We start from the raw sequence: 19,317 nt of genomic DNA on the forward strand, positions 1-19,317 counted from the left end.
GGCGGGCCGTCGTGAGACGCTGGCCCGCGTGACCGACGCCGCACCCTCGACCGCTCCCGCCTCCGCCCCCGACCCGATCACCGCGCTGCTCGGCGTCCTCGACGTCGCCCCCGGCGCCGGCCCGGACGCCTTCACCGCCACGAACCTGCCGAAGCCCGGCGGCCGGGTGTTCGGCGGCCAGGTCATCGCGCAGGCGCTCGTCGCGGCGGGGCGTACCGTCCCGGAGGGCCGGCTGCCGCACTCGCTGCACGGGTACTTCCTGCGCGCGGGCGAGGTCGGCACCCCGATCGAGCTGGGGGTCGAGCGGTTGCGCGACGGCCGGTCGTTCTCCGCGCGGCGCACGCACGCGGCGCAGGACGGCGACCCGATCCTGTCGATGATCGCCTCGTTCCAGGAGGACCAGCCCGGCGTCGAGCACACCGAGCCCGCACCGGACGTCCCCGCACCCGAGGACGTGGAGTCGGCGATGGACCGGATGGGCCACCTCGACCACCCCGTCGCCCGGTTCTGGACGCACGAGAGCGCGTTCGACGTCCGGCACGTCGGCGGCTCGCTCTACCTGGGCCCGGCCCCGACGCCGGAGGGCCGGCAGCGGGTGTGGATGCGCGCCAAGGGCGCCCTGCCCGACGACCAGCTGCTGCACCGCGCGCTGCTCGCGTTCGCCTGCGACCAGATCATGCTCGAGCCGGTGCTGCGCCGCGCCGGGCTGTCCTGGCTCACGCCGGGGCTGTCGGTGGCGAGCCTGGACCACGCCATGTGGTGGCACCGGGACGTGCGGGTCGACGACTGGCTGCTGTTCGACCAGGACAGCCCGTCGGCGCAGGGCGGGCGCGGGCTCGGCAGCACCCGGGTGTTCGACCGCTCCGGCGCGCTGCTGGCGACCATCGCCCAGGAGGGCATGGTCCGGGTCCCGGCCGCCTGACGCGCGGCGCGGCCGGTGCCCCGGCCGCCTCCCTGACGGCTCAGGCGCTCCGCTGGCGGGGCCCCGCACCCCGGTGCACAGTGTCCCGGTGGTGAGGCTGCGACGGGTCAGGATCGACTCCCCGGGGTGGACCCGGCGACGTGCGGGGAAGGGCTTCTCCTACCTCGACGTCGACCGCGTCACGCGGATCACCGACGTCGAGCACCTGGACCGGATCACCGCGCTGGCCATCCCGCCGGCCTGGCAGGACGTCTGGATCAGTCCGTGGGCCAACGGCCACATCCAGGCGGCCGGGCTGGACGACGCGCAGCGGCGCCAGTACCTCTACCACGAGCAGTGGCGGCGGCGCCGAGACCGGCTCAAGCACGACCACGTGCTCGACGTCGCGCGCCGGCTGCCTGCCGCGCGCCGGTCGGTGCGCCGTGACCTCGCCCTGCCGGGGTTCCCGCGGGCGAAGGCCCTCGCCCTGGCGTTCCGGCTGCTCGACCTCGCGTACTTCCGGGCCGGCGGCGAGGGTTACGCGCAGCGCAACGGCTCCTACGGCCTGGCGACGCTGCGCCGCGAACACGTCCAGGTCCTGGCCGACGACGACGGCGCCGAGACCGCCGTGCGGTTCCACTACCCCGCCAAGTCGGGGCAGATCCGGGACGTCGTCGTCGAGGACGCGCAGGTCGCGGAGCTCGTCGGCACGCTGCTGCGCCGGCGCGGCGGCGGGCCCGAGCTGCTGGCGTGGCGCGACGACGACGGCTGGCACGACATCACCAGCGCCGAGGTCGGCGCGGACGTCAAGCACCGGCTCGGCGACGACGCCAGCCCGAAGGACTTCCGCACCTGGCACGCGACGGTGCTCGCGGCGCGCGGGCTGGCGGCGTCCGGCGAGGCGCCGAAGTCCGAGCGGGGGCGGCGGCGGGTCGTGGCCACGGTCGTCAAGGCGGTGTCCCACGAGCTCGGCAACACCCCCGCGGTGTGCCGGGCGTCGTACATCGACCCGCGGGTCGTCGAGCTGTGGTCGCACGGCAGCACCATCCGGCCCACGCGATCCCAGGCGGTCGCGGAGAAGGAGACGCTGGCGCTGCTGTCCTGAGGGCGTCAGTCCCGGACGCGGGCCAGGGCGAAGCCGTCCCAGCCCTTCGCGCCGACCGTCTGCAGCGCGGTCGCGTCCAGCCGCGGGTGCCTGCCGAGCGCGCGCAGCACCTCCCGGGAACCGACCACGCGGGGGTCCTCGGACGCCGCGTCGGCCACCTCGCCCCGGCGCACCACGTTGTCGACGACGATCACCGTCCCCGGGTGGGACAGCCGCACCGCGAGGTCGAGGTAGCGCGCGTTGCTCGGCTTGTCGGCGTCGATGAAGACGAGGTCGAACGCCTCCTCGCCCCGCGCGAGCAGGCCCTCGACCGACTCGCCCGCGGGCCCCTCGACCAGCCGCACGCGGTCCGCGACGCCGGCCCGCACGAAGGTGTCCCGGGCGACCGCGGCGTGCGCCGGGTCGATCTCCAGCGTCGTCACGTGGCCCTCGGGCCCGACGGCGTCGGCGAGCCACAGCGTGCTGTACCCGGCCAGCGTGCCGAACTCCAGCACCCGCCGCGCGCCCGCGATCCGGCACAGCAACCACAGCAGCCGGCCCTCCGTCGGCGCGACCTCGATAGCCGGCAGCCCGGCCGCCCGCCCGGCGTCCCGCGCCGCGACCAGCGCGGCGCTCTCCGGCACCAGCTGCTCGACCAGGTACGCGTCGACCGCGGCCCAGCCCTGCTCCCCCGACCCGTGCTCGCCCATGATCCGATCATGCACCCGGCCGCGGGGTGGACGGTCCGGACCTCCCGTCGGCGGGCCCGGCTCCGACCTCCCCGGGCGGTGCCACCGGATGCGGGCCGCGCCGGAGCGTCGGAGACTGCGGACGTGCCCCAGGACCCCGCCGTGACCGGCCCGAGCGCGGACGCGCCCATCGCCGACGACCTGCTCCCCGAGCCCGTCGCCCGCTCCCTCACCGGGATCGTCCCCGGCGTCGGCCCCGACGGCCGCCCGCGCCCGGACGCCCCGCTGGTGGCCGTGACCGGCGTGACCGGCTACGTCGGGGGCCGCCTGGTCCCGGAGCTGCTGGCCGCCGGCTACCGGGTGCGCGCGATCGCCCGCCGGCCCGAGCGGCTGCGCGGCCGGCCCTGGTACGACGCGGTGGAGATCGCCCAGGCGGACGCCGCCGAGCCCGACGAGATCCGCGCGGCGCTCGACGGCGCCGACGTCGCGTACTACCTGATCCACTCGCTCGGCTCCGGCCGCCGGTTCGAGCAGCGCGACCGCCACACGGCGCTGGTGTTCGGCGCGGCCGCGCGCGAGGCGGGCGTCGGCCGGATCGTCTACCTCGGCGGGCTGACGCCGGACACCGAGGACCTGTCCCCGCACCTCGCGTCGCGCACGGAGGTCGGCGAGATCCTGCTCGCCTCCGGCGTCCCGACGACCGTGCTGCGCGCGGCGATCATCCTCGGCTCCGGCTCCGCGTCATTCGAGATGATGCGGTACCTCACCGAGCGGCTGCCCGCCATGACGGTGCCCAAGTGGCTCGACAACCGCATCCAGCCGATCGCCGTCCGGGACGTGCTGCGCTACCTGGTCGGCTCGGCGTCGATGCCGCCGGAGGTCAGCCGCGAGTTCGACATCGGCGGGCCCGACGTCCTGACCTACCGCGACATGATGCAGGGCTACGCGAAGGCCGCCGGGCTGCCGCGGCGGCTGATCGTCAAGGTCCCGGTCCTCACCCCGCGGCTGTCGAGCCACTGGGTCGGCCTGGTCACACCCGTGCCGTCCGGCATCGCCCGGCCGCTGGTCGAGTCGCTGATCCACGAGGTCGTCTGCGACGAGCACGACATCGCCCAGTACGTGCCCGACCCGCCGGAAGGGCTGATCTCGTTCTCCCGCGCGCTGGAGCTCGCGCTCGCCCGGATCCGCGAGGCGGACGTGACGACGCGCTGGTCGTCGGCCGGCGTCCCCGGGGCGCCGTCCGAGCCGCTGCCGTCCGACCCCGACTGGGCCGGCGGCTCGCTCTACGAGGACGCCCGGAGCGTCGACGTCGACGCGTCGCCCGCGGCGCTGTGGCGGGTGCTGGAGTCCGTCGGCGGCGAGCGCGGCTGGTACTCGTGGTCGCTGGCCTGGCGCGTCCGCGGGCTGATGGACCGGGTCGTCGGCGGACCGGGTCTGCGGCGGGGTCGGCGGGACCCCCGGCGGCTCGTCGTCGACGACGCGGTGGACTTCTGGCGCGTCGAGGAGGTGCAGCCCGGCCGGCTGCTGCGGCTGCGCGCCGAGATGCGGCTGCCGGGGCTGGCGTGGCTGGAGCTGCGCGTCGAGCCCGACGGCGACACCCCCGTGGAGCAGGGCGACCACGACTCCGCCCGCCCGGCCGACGTCTCCCCCGAGCGCTGGACCACCCCGCCGACCCGGTTCGCGCAGCGTGCCGTGTTCCACCCGCACGGGCTGCTCGGGCAGCTGTACTGGTGGGCGGTGTACCCGTTCCACGGCGTGGTGTTCGGCGGGATGCAGCGCAACATCGCCCGCGCCGCGGAGACCGCGGAGCGCTCCCGCCGCGACCTCCCCCGCTGACCGGGCGCCGCCGGCGCCGAACGCCCGACGCGACGCCGCGCACGGCCGGCCGGCCGCCGCGCACCCGGCGCGCTCGCGCCGCGCTCGCGCCGCGCTCGCGCCGCGAGATAGGACCCCCGCGCCGAGATAGGACCCAGGACGGTCCTACGTCGGCGCGACGGCCCTATCTCGGCGAGTGGGGCGCCGCCGGAGGGCGGCGGGTCGGCCCGGCGGTCAGCGGCCGCGGCGGCGGAACGTCGGCGGGGTCTCGACGTAGGGCAGCCAGGCCGCCCGTTCGGTCTCGCCGATGCGGCGCGGCGAGCCGCTGGCGGCGTCGACCAGGACGAGGGTCGTGACCGCGCGGGCGTAGGGCCCGGCGCCGTCGGCCGCGACGTCGTCGGGGGACGCGTCGTGCACCTCGTAGCAGACGTCGATGCTCGCGCCGCCGAGGTGGCCGATCCACATGTCGACCACGACCGGCGTGCGGCGGTAGCCGAGGGGACGCAGGTACTCGACCTCCTGGCGGGCGACGAGCGTCGCGGTCCGCGCGCCCGGGCCGGCGTCGAGCACAGCCGTCGGCCACGTCTCGCGGTCGGGGACGCGCGGCGCCGCGCCCTCCCCGAGGGGGTCGGCGGGCGCGGGGTGCGCCCAGAAGGCCTCGATGCGGGCCTCCTCGAGCAGCCGCAGCAGCTCGACGTTGTTCACGTGCCCGTACGCGTCCATGTCGGACCAGCGCAGCTGGACCGGCACCCGGAGCCTGGCCATCCGTCCTCCGTCCCTCGGTGCGGCGCCGTGCGGCGCGCCCCCAGCATCCTGCCCCTCGCGCCGGCGGTCGCGGGCGCGGCGCGCGTGTGGCGTCGGCCGCACCGGCGCGCACGGGACGTCGTCGTCCGGCGGGCCGGGGCGGACCGCACCGCTCCAGCGGCACCGACCCGACGCCGCCCGGCAGGGGCCAGCCGGCCCCACGCCCCGCCCGGCCCGGCCCGGCGCCGCCCGACCCCACAACCGGCCCGGCCCCACACCCGGCCCGGGCCCACGCCGCCCGGCCCGGTCCCGACCGGCGTGGGGTCAGCGCCCGCGGTCACCCGCCGCGCGGTGCGCCTGCTCCCGGCACGTCGCCAGGTCGCCCAGCACCGCGGCCGCGGGGTTGGCGACCCGCTCCCGCGCCACCCGGGTGACCGCCGTGAGCAGCCGCGCCCGCGCCGTCCGCGCCCGGCCCCGGGCGAGCACCCGCGCGAGCACCGACGCGAGCAGCGCCAGCAGGGCCCCCGCGAGCAGGCCGCCGGCGAGCAGCGCGGTCGGCACCGGGAACGGGCCCCACTCCGGCGTACGCGGCACCGGCAGCTGCAGGTACGCCAGCCCGGCGAGCGCCCCGAGCCACGCCGCCCCCGCCACGGCCGCGGCGAGCAGCAGCCACTGCAGCCACCCGGCGACCCGGACCCACGCCCCCGGGCGGTCCGGCAGCAGCGCGGTGCCGCCGACGGCGCGGTCCAGGTCGTCGGCCAGGTCCGCCGCGCCGACGGCGTCCCGCACGGCGAGCGCCCAGGCGTCGGGGGCGTCGGCGGTGGCGCCGTCCACGTACCGGCGCACGGCGGAGGACGCGGCCGCGCGGGCGGCGGGACCGGCGGGCGGCAGCGACGTGCGCTCGACGGCCCCCGGCTCGGCCGGGTCGACGGCGCCGGCCCGGCCACGGCGGCGCCCGGACGCGGCACCGGTCGCGAGGTGCAGCCGGCGCAGCGGGTCGGGCCGCAGCCGGGCGAGCCAGCGCACCGGAGGCCACCCGGCCCGCGCGGACGCCCGCTGCACCGCCGCACGCCGCACCGCCTCGACCACGACCGGGACGCCCGCGGCCTCGGCGAGTGCGTCCGCGAGCGCCGGCAGCCCGGCGTCGTCCCGGCCCCGGCGCCGCGCGGGCGCCGCGCCGCACGCGTCGAGCACTCGGCGGGCCGCCACCTCGACGTCGGCCGTCATCCGGGCGACGGCCACCCGGCGGCGCTCGGCGGCGTCGTCCAGCAGGTCGCGCAGCGCCGACACCCCCTGCCCCGTGCGCGCGGAGACGGCGAGCGTCCGCACGCCCGGCAGGCCGTCGTCGGCCGCGAGCCGCCGCAGGTCGGCCAGCACGGCGTCGACCTCCGCGGGCGCGAGCCGGTCGGCCTGGTTGAGCACCAGCACGACGACGTCCGCGTGCCGGGCGAGCGGGCGCAGGTAGCGCTCGTGCAGCGCCGCGTCGGCGTACTTCTGCGGGTCGACGACCCAGACCAGCAGGTCGACCCGCTCGATCAGGTGCTCGGCGCGCAGCCGGTGGGCCTCGACCACCGAGTCGTGGTCCGGCAGGTCGAGGAGCACCAGCCGCGACCCCGCGGCACCGGGACCGACCGGCAGCCCGTGCCGGCGGCGCACCCCCAGCCAGTCGAGCAGCGGCTCGGCGCCCGGGCCGCGGACCGCCGCGAGCGCCTCCCCCGTGGTCGGCCGCTGCACGCCCGGGACCGCGACCTCCTCGCCGACGAGGGCGTTCACCAGCGACGACTTCCCCGACCCGGTGGCGCCGGCCAGCGCCACGACGGTGTGCTCCGCCGACAGCGCCGCGCGCTCGCCGACCCGCGCCAGCACCGCCCGGCCGTCGGCGACGGTGACGGCGGGCAGCCGGCCCTCCCCCGCGTCGAGCGCCGCGGTGAGCGCGGCGACGCGGTCGTGCAGCGGGACGCTCATCCGCGGTCCTCCCGGCCGAGCAGCCGGCGCCAGAACCCGCCGCGCGGGTGGTCGGGGTCGGTGGCTCCGCCTGCGCCCGGGGAGCCGCCCGGCGCAGCGCCCGCCGGAGCCCCACCGGCCAGGCCCTCCGCACCCGGCCACGTCCCCCCGCCGCCCACGCCCGGCGTCCGCCCGGGGCCCGCGGCACCCGCGCGCGCCCGCCACCGGTCGGCGCCGCGCAGGCTGGTCGGCAGGCCGCCCGGCGACCCGAGCCCCGGCCCGCCCGCCGTCGCCACCCGGCCCGGCGCTCCCGGCACGGGCGCACCCGCCGCCGTCCCGTCACCAGCCGCGGCCCCCGCCGCCGCGCGCTCCGCCCGCTCGCCGCGTGCCGCGTCCTCCACCGCCAGGGCCGCGGCTCGCAGCGCCTCGCCGCCCGTCACCACCAGTGCGTCGAGCTGCGAGGTGTACCGCGCGGCCTCGCCGGCGAGGACCCCGCGCACCCGGGCGTCGAGCCGCTCGCGCGCCTCCGCGGTCAGCCGGCGCACCGCGTCGTCGCCGAACACGGCCTCGAGCAGCTTCTGGGCGACCACCGCGGTGCCGCCCGCGATGCCGACCTCGATCCCGGTCAGCCCGCCGGTCGAGGCGAAGGCCAGCACCATCAGGCTGACGCCGAGCGCGTTGACGCCGAAGGACAGCGCGCGGGCCGTGCCGCGCCGCTGCGCGCCCTGCTCGCCGACCAGCGCCAGGACGTCGGACTGCCAGGCCCGGATCTCGGCGTCCACCTCGGCCCGCAGCGTCGTCGACGACCGCGACAGCCCGAGGTCCGGCAGCAGCGCGGCCCCGGACGGGTCGCCTCGCCACGCCGCGTGCGTGCGCTCGGCCGCGGCGTCGGCCGCGTCCAGGACGACGGCCGCCAGCCCGTGCGCGATCGCCTGCTCGACCGGCGGGGTCGCCGCGGGCCGGCCGCGGACGAACCCGACCACGGCGTCCCGCACCCGGCCGACCCCGCGCTCGACGGACCGCAGCAGGTCGCCGGTGCCGACGAGCTCCTGCCAGCGGGCCAGCACCTCGCCGCGGAGCATCGCTCCGTCGGACGTCGCCGCCGCGACCTGCGTGGCCGCCTCCGCGTAGGCGCGCGCCACCGCGTCCCGCAGCCGCGCGTCGGCGACGACCTGGCCGTCGGCCGCCTGCGCGAGCGACAGCCCGCGGCGCGCCAGGTCGTCCACCACGCCGTCCCGGGTCGCCACCGCCACCGCGCGCCGGGCGGCCGCGTCGCCGCCGAGGTCCGACAGCCAGGCGGCGACCGCGCCGACCGCCTCCTCCGGGAGCAGGCCGTCCGGTCCCGTGCCCTCGGGCACCGGGAACAGCGGCGCGCCGGCGAGACCGTTCGCGTCGAGCATCCGGCGCAGGTCCTCGACCGCCGCCTCGGAGCCGGGGTCCACCCGGTCGACGACCAGCGCGACCTGCGCGTGCCGCTCGGCGGCGGTGTGCAGCAGGTCCCACGGCACCGCGTCGGCGTACCGGGCGGCCGTCGTGACGAACAGCCACAGATCGGCGGCGGCGAGCAGCTGGGCCGCGAGCCGGCGGTTGGCCTCCTCGACCGAGTCCACGTCGGGTGCGTCGAGCAGGGCGAGGCCGCGGGGCAGGGCGCCGCTCGGGACCAGGCGCACGGCAGCGGCACCGGGCTCGGCGGCGCTGCCGTCGCCGAGCCCCCGGTCCCCCGCCAGGCGCGCGAGCCCCGGCAGCACCCGGTCGCCGGCGAACCAGCCGCCGTCGAGCGGGTGGTGCACCAGCACCGGCGACCGCGTCGTGGGGCGCAGCACGCCGGGATCGCTGACCCGCTCGCCGAGCAACGAGTTCACCAGGGTCGACTTCCCCGCCCCGGTGGAGCCGCCGACGACGACGAGCAGCGGCGCGCCGACGGAACGGAGCCGCGGCAGCAGGTAGTCGTCGAGCTGGTCGAGCGCGGCCCGGCGGTCGGTGCGGGCCTGGGCCGACCCCGGGGCGTCGAGCGGCAGCGCGAGGTCGCGGAGCCGGGCGCGCAACCGCTCCAGGGCGTCGCCGAGCGCGGCGTCCGCGCCGGTCACCGCGCCGGCGCTCGTCGGGGGCGTGTCGTCGGCCATCCGCCCATCCTGCCGCCCGGCGCGGTCCCCCGCCCCGGGAGACGAGCCGGCCGCCGCCCCCGGGTAGGGGGCGGCGGCCGGCGCGTGCGGTGCGCGGGGTGCGTCAGTCGCGGGTCAGCTTGCGGTAGGTGACGCGGTGCGGGCGGGCGGCGTCGGCGCCGAGCCGCGAGACCTTGTTCTCCTCGTACGAGGCGAAGTTGCCCTCGAACCAGTACCAGTTCGCCGGGTTCTCCTCGGTGCCCTCGTAGGCCAGGATGTGCGTCGCCACCCGGTCGAGGAACCACCGGTCGTGGGACACCACGACGGCGCAGCCGGGGAACTCCAGCAGGGCGTTCTCCAGCGAGCCGAGGGTCTCGACGTCGAGGTCGTTGGTCGGCTCGTCGAGCAGCAGCAGGTTGCCGCCCTGCTTGAGGGTGAGCGCGAGGTTCAGCCGGTTGCGCTCACCACCGGACAGGACGCCCGCGGGCTTCTGCTGGTCCGGACCCTTGAAGCCGAACGAGGCGACGTAGGCCCGGGAGGGCATCTCGACGTTGCCGACCTTGATGAAGTCGAGCCCGTCGGAGACGACCTCGAACAGCGTCTTCTTGGGGTCGATGCCGCCGCGCGACTGGTCGACGTAGGACACCGACACCGTCTCGCCGACCTTGAGCGAGCCGCCGTCGAGAGGCTCCAGGCCCACGATCGTCTTGAACAGCGTGGTCTTGCCCACGCCGTTCGGGCCGATGACGCCGACGATGCCGTTGCGCGGCAGCGTGAAGCTCAGGCCGTCGATGAGGACGCGGTCGCCGAAGCCCTTCTCGAGGTTCTCGGCCTCCAGCACGACGCTGCCCAGACGCGGGCCCGGCGGGATCTGGATCTCCTCGAAGTCGAGCTTGCGGGTCCGGTCGGCCTCCGCCGCCATCTCCTCGTAGCGGGCCAGACGCGCCTTCGACTTGGCCTGGCGGCCCTTCGCCGAGGAGCGCACCCACTCGAGCTCGTCCTTCAGGCGCTTGGCGAGCTTGGCGTCCTTCTTGCCCTGCACCTCCATGCGGGCGGCCTTCTTCTCCAGGTAGGTGGAGTAGTTGCCCTCGTACGGGTACAGCCGGCCGCGGTCGACCTCGCAGATCCACTCCGCGACGTGGTCCAGGAAGTACCGGTCGTGGGTGACCGCGAGGACGGCGCCGGGGTAGGTGGCGAGGTGCTGCTCGAGCCAGAGCACGCTCTCGGCGTCGAGGTGGTTGGTGGGCTCGTCGAGCAGCAGCAGGTCGGGCTTCTCGAGCAGGAGCTTGCAGAGCGCGACGCGGCGGCGCTCACCACCGGACAGCACCGACACGTCGGCGTCCGGCGGCGGGCAGCGCAGGGCGTCCATCGCCTGCTCGAGCTGGGCGTCGAGGTCCCAGGCGTCGGCGGCGTCGATGGCCTCCTGCAGCTGGCCCATCTCGGCGAGCAGCGCGTCGAAGTCCGCGTCGGGCTCGGCCATGAGGGCGGAGATCTCGTTGAACCGGTCGATCTTGCCCTTGATCTCGGCGACGCCCTCCTGGACGTTGCCCAGGACGGTCTTCTCCTCGTTCAGCGGGGGCTCCTGCTGCAGGATGCCGACCGTGTAGCCGGGGCTGAGGCGCGCCTCGCCGTTGGACGGCTGGTCCAGCCCGGCCATGATCTTGAGGATGGTCGACTTGCCCGCGCCGTTCGGCCCGACGACGCCGATCTTGGCGCCGGGCAGGAAGTTCAGCGAGACGTCGTCGAGGATGACCTTGTCGCCGTGCGCCTTCCGCGCCTTGTACATGCTGTAGATGAACTCAGCCACTGGCTTCTCGTCCGCCTCGGGGTCGTCGGTTCCGGTGTCGCGCGCCGGGCGACCACGCGGGTGCCGGGCGGCGCGCAGTCCCCCAGCCTAGGCGATCCCCGCCGTCGGGACCGCGCGGCCGCCCGCCGGCTCCGGCGCCCGCTCAGGCCGGCAGCGCCTGCACCGTCCCGGTCGGGACGTCCCCGGGCAGCGGGTCGTCGTCCGCCAGCTCGAACGCCCGGCTCACGTCCACCACCTCCGCGCCCCGCCCGCCGACGCCGGCGCCGCCGTCGTCCGCCCCGTCCTCGGTCTCCGGTGGCACGGCCCGCCCGTCCGCGTCGGCGGCCGCCGCGCGCCCGGGCGCGTGCACCGTCCGCATGAACCGCGTGGTCCCGCGGGACAGGTCGTGCCCCACGGCGTCGGCGGTCAGCTCGGCGGTGGTCCGCGGCCGCCCGTCGGGCGCCACCCAGTCGACCAGCCGGAGCCGGCCGTGCACGACCACCGGCTCGCCCCGGCGCACCGACTCGGCGACGTTGAGCGCGAGGTGCCGGAACGTCTTCACGGTGAACCAGCTGGTGTCGGCGTCCACGTACCCGTCCTGGTCCCGGTCGTACACCCGGGGGGTGCTGGCCACCCGGAACTTGGTGAACGGGACCTGCCCGTCGTCGCCGGTGTACCGGACCGGGTCGCTGCCGACCCAGCCGACCACCGTGACCGTGAGCTCGTTGACCGCCATGCGTCCTCCTGGTGCCCGGGGCCGGCGCCCGTGCGGGCCGGCCGTGGGCACCACGCTGCCCGCCGCGACCTCGGCGGCTCCCGGCGCAGCCCGCGCACCTGGGGACGACGCACCGCGCCGGGCCTGTGGAGGACTCGGCGCCCCGTGATCGCGGGGCACGGGCGCGCAGCGGCACCCCGCCCGGCCGGTCGCCCGGCCTCAGCCCTCCCGCGCCCCCGCGGCCAGCTCCCGCACCCGCCGGTGCTCGGCCAGCACCGCCGCCGTCGGCTCCGCCAGGCACCGGCGCGCCACGCCCTCGAGCGCCTCCCGCCCGTCCCGGCGCACCCGCTCGGCCCGGCGACCCGCCGCCGCGCGCCGGGCCCGCACCGCGAGCCACGCGCACAGCACAGCGAGCACGGCCAGCACGGCCGCCGCCGGCCAGCCCAGCCCGAGCAGGTCCTCCGGGCCGGTGCCCGACCCCCAGGTGCGCCACGCGCCCGCGCCACCAGCGGCCAGCGCGCCGACGCCGAGCACGACCGCCAGCACCAGCAGCGTGACGGCGAGCCGCGACCGGCGGGTGACGACGGCCACCCGGGACAGCGCCTCGTCGGCCGCCGAGCGGATCTCCTCGGTGCCGGCGAGGGCGCCGCGCACCGCCTCGACCCACCGGCGCGGCAGCCGCGCGGTGACCGCGTCGGTCCACTGGCCGCGCGCCAGCGCGACCGCGCCCTCCTGCACCGACACCAGCTCCGGGACCGTCGTCGCGCTCCCCCGCACCACCGCCGCGACCGCGTCCGCCAGCGCGGGCAGCCCCGCCGCGTGCGCGAGCGTCACCGCGACGGGCGTCACGTCCAGCGCCTCGGACGGCGGCTCCGCGTCGCCGACCTCGCCCTGCACGAGCCGCGCGGCGTCGGCGATCTCGGCGGACGCGCGCCGCGCCGCGAGGCTCTGCCGCCCGACGACCTCGGCGAGCGTGTCCCGCATCTCGGCGACCCCCTCGCCGGTGCGGGCGGACGTGCTGCGCACCTCGACGCCGGTGAGCCCGTCGGCGGCCAGCAGCCGCGCGACGTCGGCGACCAGCGCCTCCCGCTGCTCGGCCGGCACGGTGTCCACCTGGTTGAGCACGACGAGCATCGCCCCCTCGTGCCCCACCAGGCCCTGGAGGTAGCCGGAGTGCAGCGAGTCGTCGGCGTACTTCTGCGGGTCGACGACCCAGATCAGCAGGTCGGCCATCGGCAGCAGCCGGTCGACGGCCTCGCGGTGCGCGTCCTCGATCGAGTCGTGGTCCGGCAGGTCGAGCAGCACGAGGCCGCGCAGCGGTGCCTCGGTGTCGCCGTCGAGGGCGCTCTCCCGCTCGATCCGGCGGTCGTCGGCGACGTCGAGCCAGTCGAGCAGCTTCTCCCCGCCTCCGCCCCACACGCAGGCGGTCGGCTGGGAGGTGGTGGGGCGCTTCACGCCGACCTCGGCGAACTCGAGCCCGCAGATCTCGTTGAACAGGCTCGACTTGCCGGAGCCGGTGCCGCCGAGCAGGGCGACGACCGTGTGGTCCACCCCCAGCGCGAGCCGGGTCCGCACCTGGTCGCCGATCCCCCGCACGCGCGTCGCCACGGCCGGGTCGAGGCGGTCGCCGCCGACCGCCAGCGCCTCGTCCAGCCGCGCCAGGCGCTTGGTGAGCGCGGCGGTGTCGCCGCGGGAGTCGGTCATGTCAGCCCCTTGATCACGGCCAGCCGCAGCCGCAGCGTCGACGCGGCGTCCGGTGCGAGCGCCGGGCGGTCCAGCACGGCGGCGGCCGCGTCCCGCTCGCGACCCGCCTGGTCGGCGGCGTGCTGCGCGAGCCGGTCGCGCAGCGTCCCCGCCACGGCGGTGCCGCGCTCGCCGAGCAGGTCGACCAGCATCCGGTCGGCCGCCTCCAGCCCGGCGGCCGACGCCAGCGCCAGCGCGGCCAGCCCCTCGTCGCCGAGGGCGCGCTGCGCGGCGGCGGCCCGCTTGGCGGCCTTGGCGGCGACGCGCTTCGCGGTGCGGTCGTCGCCCGCCGGGGCGGGGGTCGCCGGGTCGGCGGTCAGCACCTCGACCGCCCCGCCGACCCAGTCCCGGGCGGCGCGCTCGACCTCGCGCGGCCGGTCCGCGGCCCGGTCGGCGGCCGACCAGTCGCCCGCGAGGGTCGTCGCGCCCGCCGGGCCGGCGGCCAGGGCGTCGCGCAGCGCGGTCTCGGTCGCGGCGCCGACGGCCGACAGCGTCGAGGTCGCCGACGACACCAGGTCCTGCACCAGCGGCATGACCGCCGCCGCGCGGTCCCGGCCGGCCCGGCGCGACCGGTCGACCCGCCCGCCGCCCTTCAGCACGTCCGCGAGCGCCGCGCCCGGCGCGGTCAGCTCGGTCCAGCGCGCCTGCACCGCGCCCTGCGCGACGGCGCCGCGCGTGATCGTGCGGCGCGCGTCCTCCGCCGGTGCGCGCACGGCGTCGTCGAGGGCCGTGCGCACCGCGGCCGCGGCCTCGGCCTGCCGGTCCACCGCGTCGACGAGCTCGTCCACCCACGGCCGCAACGCGGCGAACGACCCGCGCAGCGTCCGGGCGACGACGGTCCGCGCCCGGTCGGCACCGGCGAGCATGGTCAGCCAGCGGGTGATCGGCGCGACCAGCCCCGCGTCCATCAGCCCCTCGTGCGGCCCGAGGTCCGGCACCACGAACAGCGGCGAGCCCTGCATCCCGTGCGAGCGGAGCCGGTCCAGCAGGTCCCCGCGGACCGTCGGCAGCGACGCCGGGTCGACGCGGTTGAGCACCATCGCCACGGACGCGCCGCGCTCGGTCGCGCCGGTGAGCACCCGCCAGGGCAGCGCATCGCCGTACCGGGCGGCAGTCGTGACGAACAGCCACAGGTCGGCCGCCTCCAGCAGCCGGTGCGCCGAACGCCGGTTCGCCTCCTCCACGGAGTCGACGTCGGGCGCGTCCATCAGCGCGATGCCGCGCGGCACCCGCTCCGACGCCACGATCTCCACGGCGTCGGTCACGGGGTGCTCGCGCACCAGCTCCGCGTCGTCGGGGTGGTGCACCAGCACCGGGCGGCGCGTCGTCGGCCGCAGCACGCCGGCGGTGGTCACCTCGGTGCCCACCAGCGAGTTCACCAGCGTCGACTTGCCCGCCCCGGTCGACCCCGCGACCACGACGATCGCCGGCGCGGACAGCTGCCGCAGCCGCGGCACCAGGTGGTCGGCGAGCTGGTCGACCAGCCGGGTCCGGGACGCCCGCGCGGCGCCCACGCCGGGCACCTCGAGCGGGAACTCGGTCGCCCGCACGTCGCGCAGGAGGTCGGTCAGGGCGTCGAGCAGGGACGTCGCGGCGAGCGGCCGGTCGAGGACATCCCGCGCCGCCGAGCTCTCCGCCTGCACGTTCACACCGTCATCCTCTCGTGTGAACGGGGAGGCGGCCAAACGTCCGCGCCGTGTGACCTGCGACGACTTCGGCACGCGGGGCGCGGGGCCGGGTCACCGGTGGCGCGTACCCTGGGTGCGCCGGTCGCGCGGCCCCGTGCGGCGCCCGGCGACGCCTCCATAGCTCAATGGATAGAGCAACGGCCTTCTAATCCGTCGGTTGCAGGTTCGAGTCCTGCTGGGGGCACCCGGACGCTGCCGTTCGCTCGTTCCTCGAGCGCGGCGGCGCGGCCCTCGGTCCGGACCGAGGGCCGCGTCCGTCTACCGCGTGTAGTCCTGCGGCCCGCCGTCGCGGGTGAGGTCGAGCGTGACGCAGTGGAACCCGCCACCCAGGGTCCGGGCGTGCCGGAGCCGCAACGGGATCACGTCGATGCCGTGGCGCTCGAGAGCGCGCACCAGCGCCGGATGGGTCGCGTCCACCACCGCGAGGTCGGTGTCGACCATGAGCAGGTTCATGCTGATCCACGGTGAGCTCAGGTCGAACGGGTTCACCGAACCCGGCGCGGGTTCCGGGCACCAGACGACCTCCCAGCCGTCGAAACAGCGGGGCACCGTCTCCGGCGTGACGCGTCGCGGGTTGAGAAGGACCAGCCCCGGGCGCAGCAACGCGATCGTGCTGTCGATGTGGGTCCCCGCGTACATATTTCTCAGCGGATGCACCCGGATTCCCTCGCCGAGGAGCCCCAGGAGAGACCGGAGCCACCGCAGACCGCGCTCGTTGCCGCTCCCGGAGACCTGGTAGAGCAGGTCCCGACCGAGGCGCAGGACGTTCGCGGCTTCGAACAGCGGTTCGTGGTCCGCCAGGCGGACCCGACCGCGCCCGTCCTCGAGGTACGTCGACTCCTCCAGCCGAGGCTGCGGCATCGCCAGCCACTGCCCCCCGGCCGTCAGCACACCGTCCACGAGGTGGCGCAGCGCGAACGACTCGAAATACCGCGCTCGCGTCGGGCTCGCGGTCTCGACGACGGTGGGACCCAGCACGAGCGCCACATCGCGGGGGCAGTACGCGTACATCCCTGTGCTCTGCCATCCCGGTGCGCCGAACGGCGCGGCGTCGGCGCCCCCTTGCGCGCGATGCACCGTCACGTCGAGGCCCTCGAGCACCCGAACCAGCTCACCGAGGTCTTCCTCGGTCTCACCGATCACGCGCGAGGACACCGGTCCGGCCGGAGCACCGGCTGCCCGGGCCCGAGGTAGCTCCGGGTACAGGTTGAGCCAGGCGGACGAGTCGGCCGCTGAGGGGATCGTCGCCCCGGTCGCCGTGCCGACCACGACCTCACGCAGACGGGTGAACTCGTCCCAGCTGCCGATCGGGACCCGCGACACCGCCCGCCAGGCGGGGTCCGACCCTGGCGCCGACGTGGTGTGGTGCGTGGCAGGGATGTCCGCCACCGCGTCAGTCCTCGACTGCCAGGGCGAGCACACGCGACTCCAGCGCGCGTGCGGCGGCAGAGGTCGCAGCGACGGCGCAGTACATGACCGCCCCGGTGACGTCGACGTAGTTCGCCGTCAGCACGACTCCCTCGCCCGTGGCTCGGTCGAAGGCGAGCCCGCTGCGCTCGAGAGCCGCGACGGCGGCCGGGAAAGAGCGCACGGGCCAGGAGTCACGCTCCAAGAGCGTGCGCGCGTCGCTGCGCTGCGGGCCGAGCATCCGGTCCCGGAGCACGGTGTGCAGATGGGTCGACCCTGTGACGCGACCGTTGGTCTCGGTGAACAGCAGCTCGCCGTCGGGCGTCGCGATCGCGTCGGCGCTGACACGCCCGCGGTAGCCCAGGGCGCGGAACGTGTCGCAGATCCGGCGCCCCTCGCGGACGAGCTCGTCGTGCAGCTCGCTGCGGAGCGACGGGGGCGGGACCACTTCGCCGGCAGCAACGGGTTCCATGAGGATCTCGCCGGTACCCGACAGCTCCGACGCGGCGTCGGTGACCTCGAACTCGGCGTAGACGGTCGTGCAGTCGGTGAAGAACCGCTCGATGACCACCCGGCTCTCGCCACCCGCGGTCATCCAGTCCCAGGTCGAGCCCAGGTACTCGGCGACGGCCTCGGAATCGGGGAGGACCGTGACCTCAGCGGCACCCGAAGGACGCACGCCGTCGTGCGGAGCCACGATCGTGTTGCCGAAGCCGCCACCGGCGTACTCCTGCTTGATCATCGCGGGATGCCCCTGCCCGAGGATGCGACGCAGTGTCGACAGCGCCCGCGCCGGGTCCGCGGTGACGACGCCCGGCGCGATCGTCAGTCCGATGCCGGTGGCAACCGCGCGGAACACGGCCTTGCTGTTCACCAGCGCGACGCCCCCCTGCGCACTGAACGCGTACCCGGCCAGCGCTTCCTGGACGCCGAGCGTCTCGCAGAGCTCCACCACGGCCTGGTCGTCGAAGCACGTCACGACCCGCTCGACGTCTTCGCCGACGATGGCGGCCCGCAGCTCGGAGATGAGCACGGGATCAGCCAGCCGGTCGGGCGTCAGCAGATCCGTACCCAACGCCCCCGCTGGCGGGACGAGGATCGTCAGGCTTCGCGGGTCGGTGCCGGTCATCGAGGTGACGTACTCGAGCAGGTACGACGGGGGTCGCCACGGGAGCACGACGACATCCGAGTCCTGCGCGAACCACAGCATGCGCTGGGCGCCCCAGGCGCCACCCTTTCGCGCTCTCTCGGAGAGTCGGGACAGGTCGCCCACCATCTCCACGGTCCGGCTGTTGCCGATGATGATCTTCACGTCGCTCCTTCGTCGGTGCTGGTGATTCCTTGGCGTCGTGCGGGCGTTGTCCTGGAGGGCCGCGTCCCGACGGCCAGAGCTCCCACCGAGGCGATCGCGACGATCGCCCCGGCGCAGACGAGGAGCGTCAGCCGAGCCCCGAGGCCGGCGATGAGCGGGGCGGCGAGCAGCGCGCCCGCCGGCTGGGCGAACGTCTGCAGGGCTGTGCGTGCCGCGAGCACGGCGGCGAGGTCGCCGTGCGGCGCCGTCCGCTGGAAGTAGGCGGTCGTCGTCGAGGGGAACGGGCCCCAGAACACGCCCGCGACCGCGAACGACACCCAGCCCCACACCGGCGCGACCCCCGCCCCGAGGGGGAGCAGGAACACCCCGACGCCGAGCACGCTCAGCAGGCTGGTGGGCAACAACGGCCAGCGTCGCAGGTACCCGGCGGCCGCTGCGCCGAGGAACCCTCCGATGCCGAAGCCCGTCAGGTACCCCGCGAGCGTGCCGGCGTCGGCGCCGAGGTCCTGGCGCACGTACACGGTCAGCGCGACGGCGACCGGGCCGAAGCACAGGAAGAACGCGAACGAGACGGCGACCAACGCGCTCAGCGACCGGTCCGAGCCGATCGCTCCGAACCCGGTGCCCCGGGACGGGACGCGTCCCGCAGGACGAGCACGGAGGCGAGCGGGGACGAGGAACCGGAACACCAGGGCCAGCACCGCGAACGTCAACGCGTCGATCCCGATGACGATGCTCGGGTCGGCCAGCGTCAGCAGCAGCGCCGCGAGCGGGGGCCCCGCGACGTACGCGAGCTCGAGCACGATGTTGATGAGGGCGTTGCCTGCCAGGTGGTGCTCCTGCGGAACCGCGTCCGCGAGGAGGACGTACCGGCCGGACTTGCCCCAGGCGTTGAGCAGCGAGGAACCCGCGAGGAGGGCGACGAGCACCTCGATGCTGAGCCCGCCGGTCGCCGCGAGCACCGGGACGGCGAGCAGGAATGCCGCGCGCAGCGTGGCGTCCCAGACCGCGAGCTGCGCACCAGCACGTCCCGTGAGCCAGCGCGCGAAGGCGAAGGCACCGATCGCGCCGGGCAGCGTGTAGGCAGCGGTGGCGACCGCCACCCAGGTGGCACCCTGCTCGACGGGCGCGATCTCCAGCGCCAGCCAGCCGATCGCGACCGCGCTCAGCCCGTCACCGATGCTGGACAGACCGATGCCCGCGAGCACCCGGCGCAGGAAGCGCACCCCCAGCACGGGCCGGTACGGCGACCTGAGCACGAGGCCGGGGACCCGGGCCCGGGGACGCGCGCGGGCATCCTCGCGTGCGACGTCATCGGGCATGCCACCCACACTCGCAGCCGGGTGACCGACGGAACGGCCGATCGACCGGCTGTCCTGTCGTCGCC

The 19,317-nt window shown here is 76.6% G+C and carries 14 protein-coding genes and 1 tRNA gene; 4 read left to right on the forward strand and 11 right to left on the reverse strand.

What is annotated here, in order from left to right:
* Window positions 1-28 precede the first annotated feature (28 nt).
* Together FS882_RS14295 and FS882_RS14300 are read left to right on the forward strand one after the other, a co-directional pair.
* Window positions 29-922: an acyl-CoA thioesterase gene (locus tag FS882_RS14295; protein WP_158373830.1), complete on the forward strand. Its 894-nt coding sequence runs from the start codon at window positions 29-31 to the stop codon at window positions 920-922.
* 88 nt (window positions 923-1,010) lie between these two features.
* Entirely contained in the window at window positions 1,011-2,006 is a 996-nt protein-coding gene (locus FS882_RS14300; protein ID WP_158373832.1) for a DNA topoisomerase IB, read from the forward strand.
* Window positions 2,007-2,011: 5 nt separating this feature from the next.
* On the opposite strand, the gene FS882_RS14305 is transcribed toward FS882_RS14300, so the two are convergent.
* Window positions 2,012-2,695: an O-methyltransferase gene (locus FS882_RS14305; protein WP_158373834.1), complete on the reverse strand. Its 684-nt coding sequence runs from the start codon at window positions 2,693-2,695 to the stop codon at window positions 2,012-2,014.
* A gap of 123 nt (window positions 2,696-2,818) precedes the next feature.
* Here FS882_RS14305 and FS882_RS14310 point away from each other — a divergent pair, with 123 nt between their 5' ends.
* Window positions 2,819-4,510: an SDR family oxidoreductase gene (locus FS882_RS14310; RefSeq protein ID WP_262348308.1), complete on the forward strand. Its 1,692-nt coding sequence runs from the start codon at window positions 2,819-2,821 to the stop codon at window positions 4,508-4,510.
* 213 nt (window positions 4,511-4,723) lie between these two features.
* Here the strand turns inward: FS882_RS14310 and FS882_RS14315 are convergent, their stop codons facing one another.
* From FS882_RS14315 to FS882_RS14345, 7 genes are all read right to left on the reverse strand, one after another.
* The gene (locus tag FS882_RS14315; protein WP_158373836.1) at window positions 4,724-5,254 is read right to left on the reverse strand and encodes an acyl-CoA thioesterase; all 531 of its coding nucleotides are present in this window, start codon (window positions 5,252-5,254) and stop codon (window positions 4,724-4,726) included.
* 303 nt (window positions 5,255-5,557) lie between these two features.
* Window positions 5,558-7,198, reverse strand: coding sequence for a GTPase family protein (locus tag FS882_RS14320; RefSeq protein WP_158373839.1), 1,641 nt, complete (start codon window positions 7,196-7,198; stop codon window positions 5,558-5,560).
* Window positions 7,195-9,300, reverse strand: coding sequence for a GTPase domain-containing protein (locus FS882_RS14325; RefSeq protein ID WP_158373841.1), 2,106 nt, complete (start codon window positions 9,298-9,300; stop codon window positions 7,195-7,197). The genes FS882_RS14320 and FS882_RS14325 overlap by 4 nt, the downstream gene beginning before the upstream one ends.
* A 103-nt stretch (window positions 9,301-9,403) precedes the next feature.
* Window positions 9,404-11,086, reverse strand: coding sequence for an energy-dependent translational throttle protein EttA (gene ettA / locus FS882_RS14330; RefSeq protein WP_158373844.1), 1,683 nt, complete (start codon window positions 11,084-11,086; stop codon window positions 9,404-9,406).
* A gap of 142 nt (window positions 11,087-11,228) precedes the next feature.
* Window positions 11,229-11,801, reverse strand: a complete 573-nt coding sequence (locus tag FS882_RS14335) for a single-stranded DNA-binding protein (RefSeq protein ID WP_158373847.1) — start codon at window positions 11,799-11,801, stop codon at window positions 11,229-11,231.
* A 198-nt stretch (window positions 11,802-11,999) separates the two neighbouring features.
* A complete protein-coding gene (locus FS882_RS14340) occupies window positions 12,000-13,484 on the reverse strand; it encodes a GTPase (RefSeq protein WP_158373850.1) in 1,485 nt (494 codons plus the stop codon).
* Window positions 13,481-15,172 carry a dynamin family protein gene (locus FS882_RS14345; protein WP_262348309.1) on the reverse strand — a complete coding sequence of 564 codons (1,692 nt, stop codon included), beginning with the start codon at window positions 15,170-15,172 and terminating at the stop codon, window positions 13,481-13,483. Before FS882_RS14345 ends, FS882_RS14340 begins: the two co-directional genes overlap by 4 nt.
* A gap of 150 nt (window positions 15,173-15,322) precedes the next feature.
* Between FS882_RS14345 and FS882_RS14350 the strand changes: the two genes are divergently transcribed.
* A tRNA-Arg gene (locus FS882_RS14350) sits at window positions 15,323-15,395 on the forward strand.
* A 74-nt stretch (window positions 15,396-15,469) separates the two neighbouring features.
* On the opposite strand, the gene FS882_RS14355 is transcribed toward FS882_RS14350, so the two are convergent.
* From FS882_RS14355 to FS882_RS14365, 3 genes are all read right to left on the reverse strand, one after another.
* Entirely contained in the window at window positions 15,470-16,354 is an 885-nt protein-coding gene (locus FS882_RS14355) for a scyllo-inosamine-4-phosphate amidinotransferase (RefSeq protein WP_187365309.1), read from the reverse strand.
* A gap of 250 nt (window positions 16,355-16,604) precedes the next feature.
* Window positions 16,605-17,930, reverse strand: coding sequence for a peptide ligase PGM1-related protein (locus tag FS882_RS14360; RefSeq protein WP_222848229.1), 1,326 nt, complete (start codon window positions 17,928-17,930; stop codon window positions 16,605-16,607).
* On the reverse strand, window positions 17,927-19,252 hold the full coding sequence (locus FS882_RS14365; protein WP_158373856.1) for an MFS transporter: 1,326 nt from the start codon (window positions 19,250-19,252) through the stop codon (window positions 17,927-17,929). Before FS882_RS14365 ends, FS882_RS14360 begins: the two co-directional genes overlap by 4 nt.
* Window positions 19,253-19,317 lie beyond the last annotated feature (65 nt).

Source organism: Cellulosimicrobium cellulans (assembly GCF_007679345.1).
Lineage (GTDB): Bacteria > Actinomycetota > Actinomycetes > Actinomycetales > Cellulomonadaceae > Cellulomonas > Cellulomonas cellulans_A.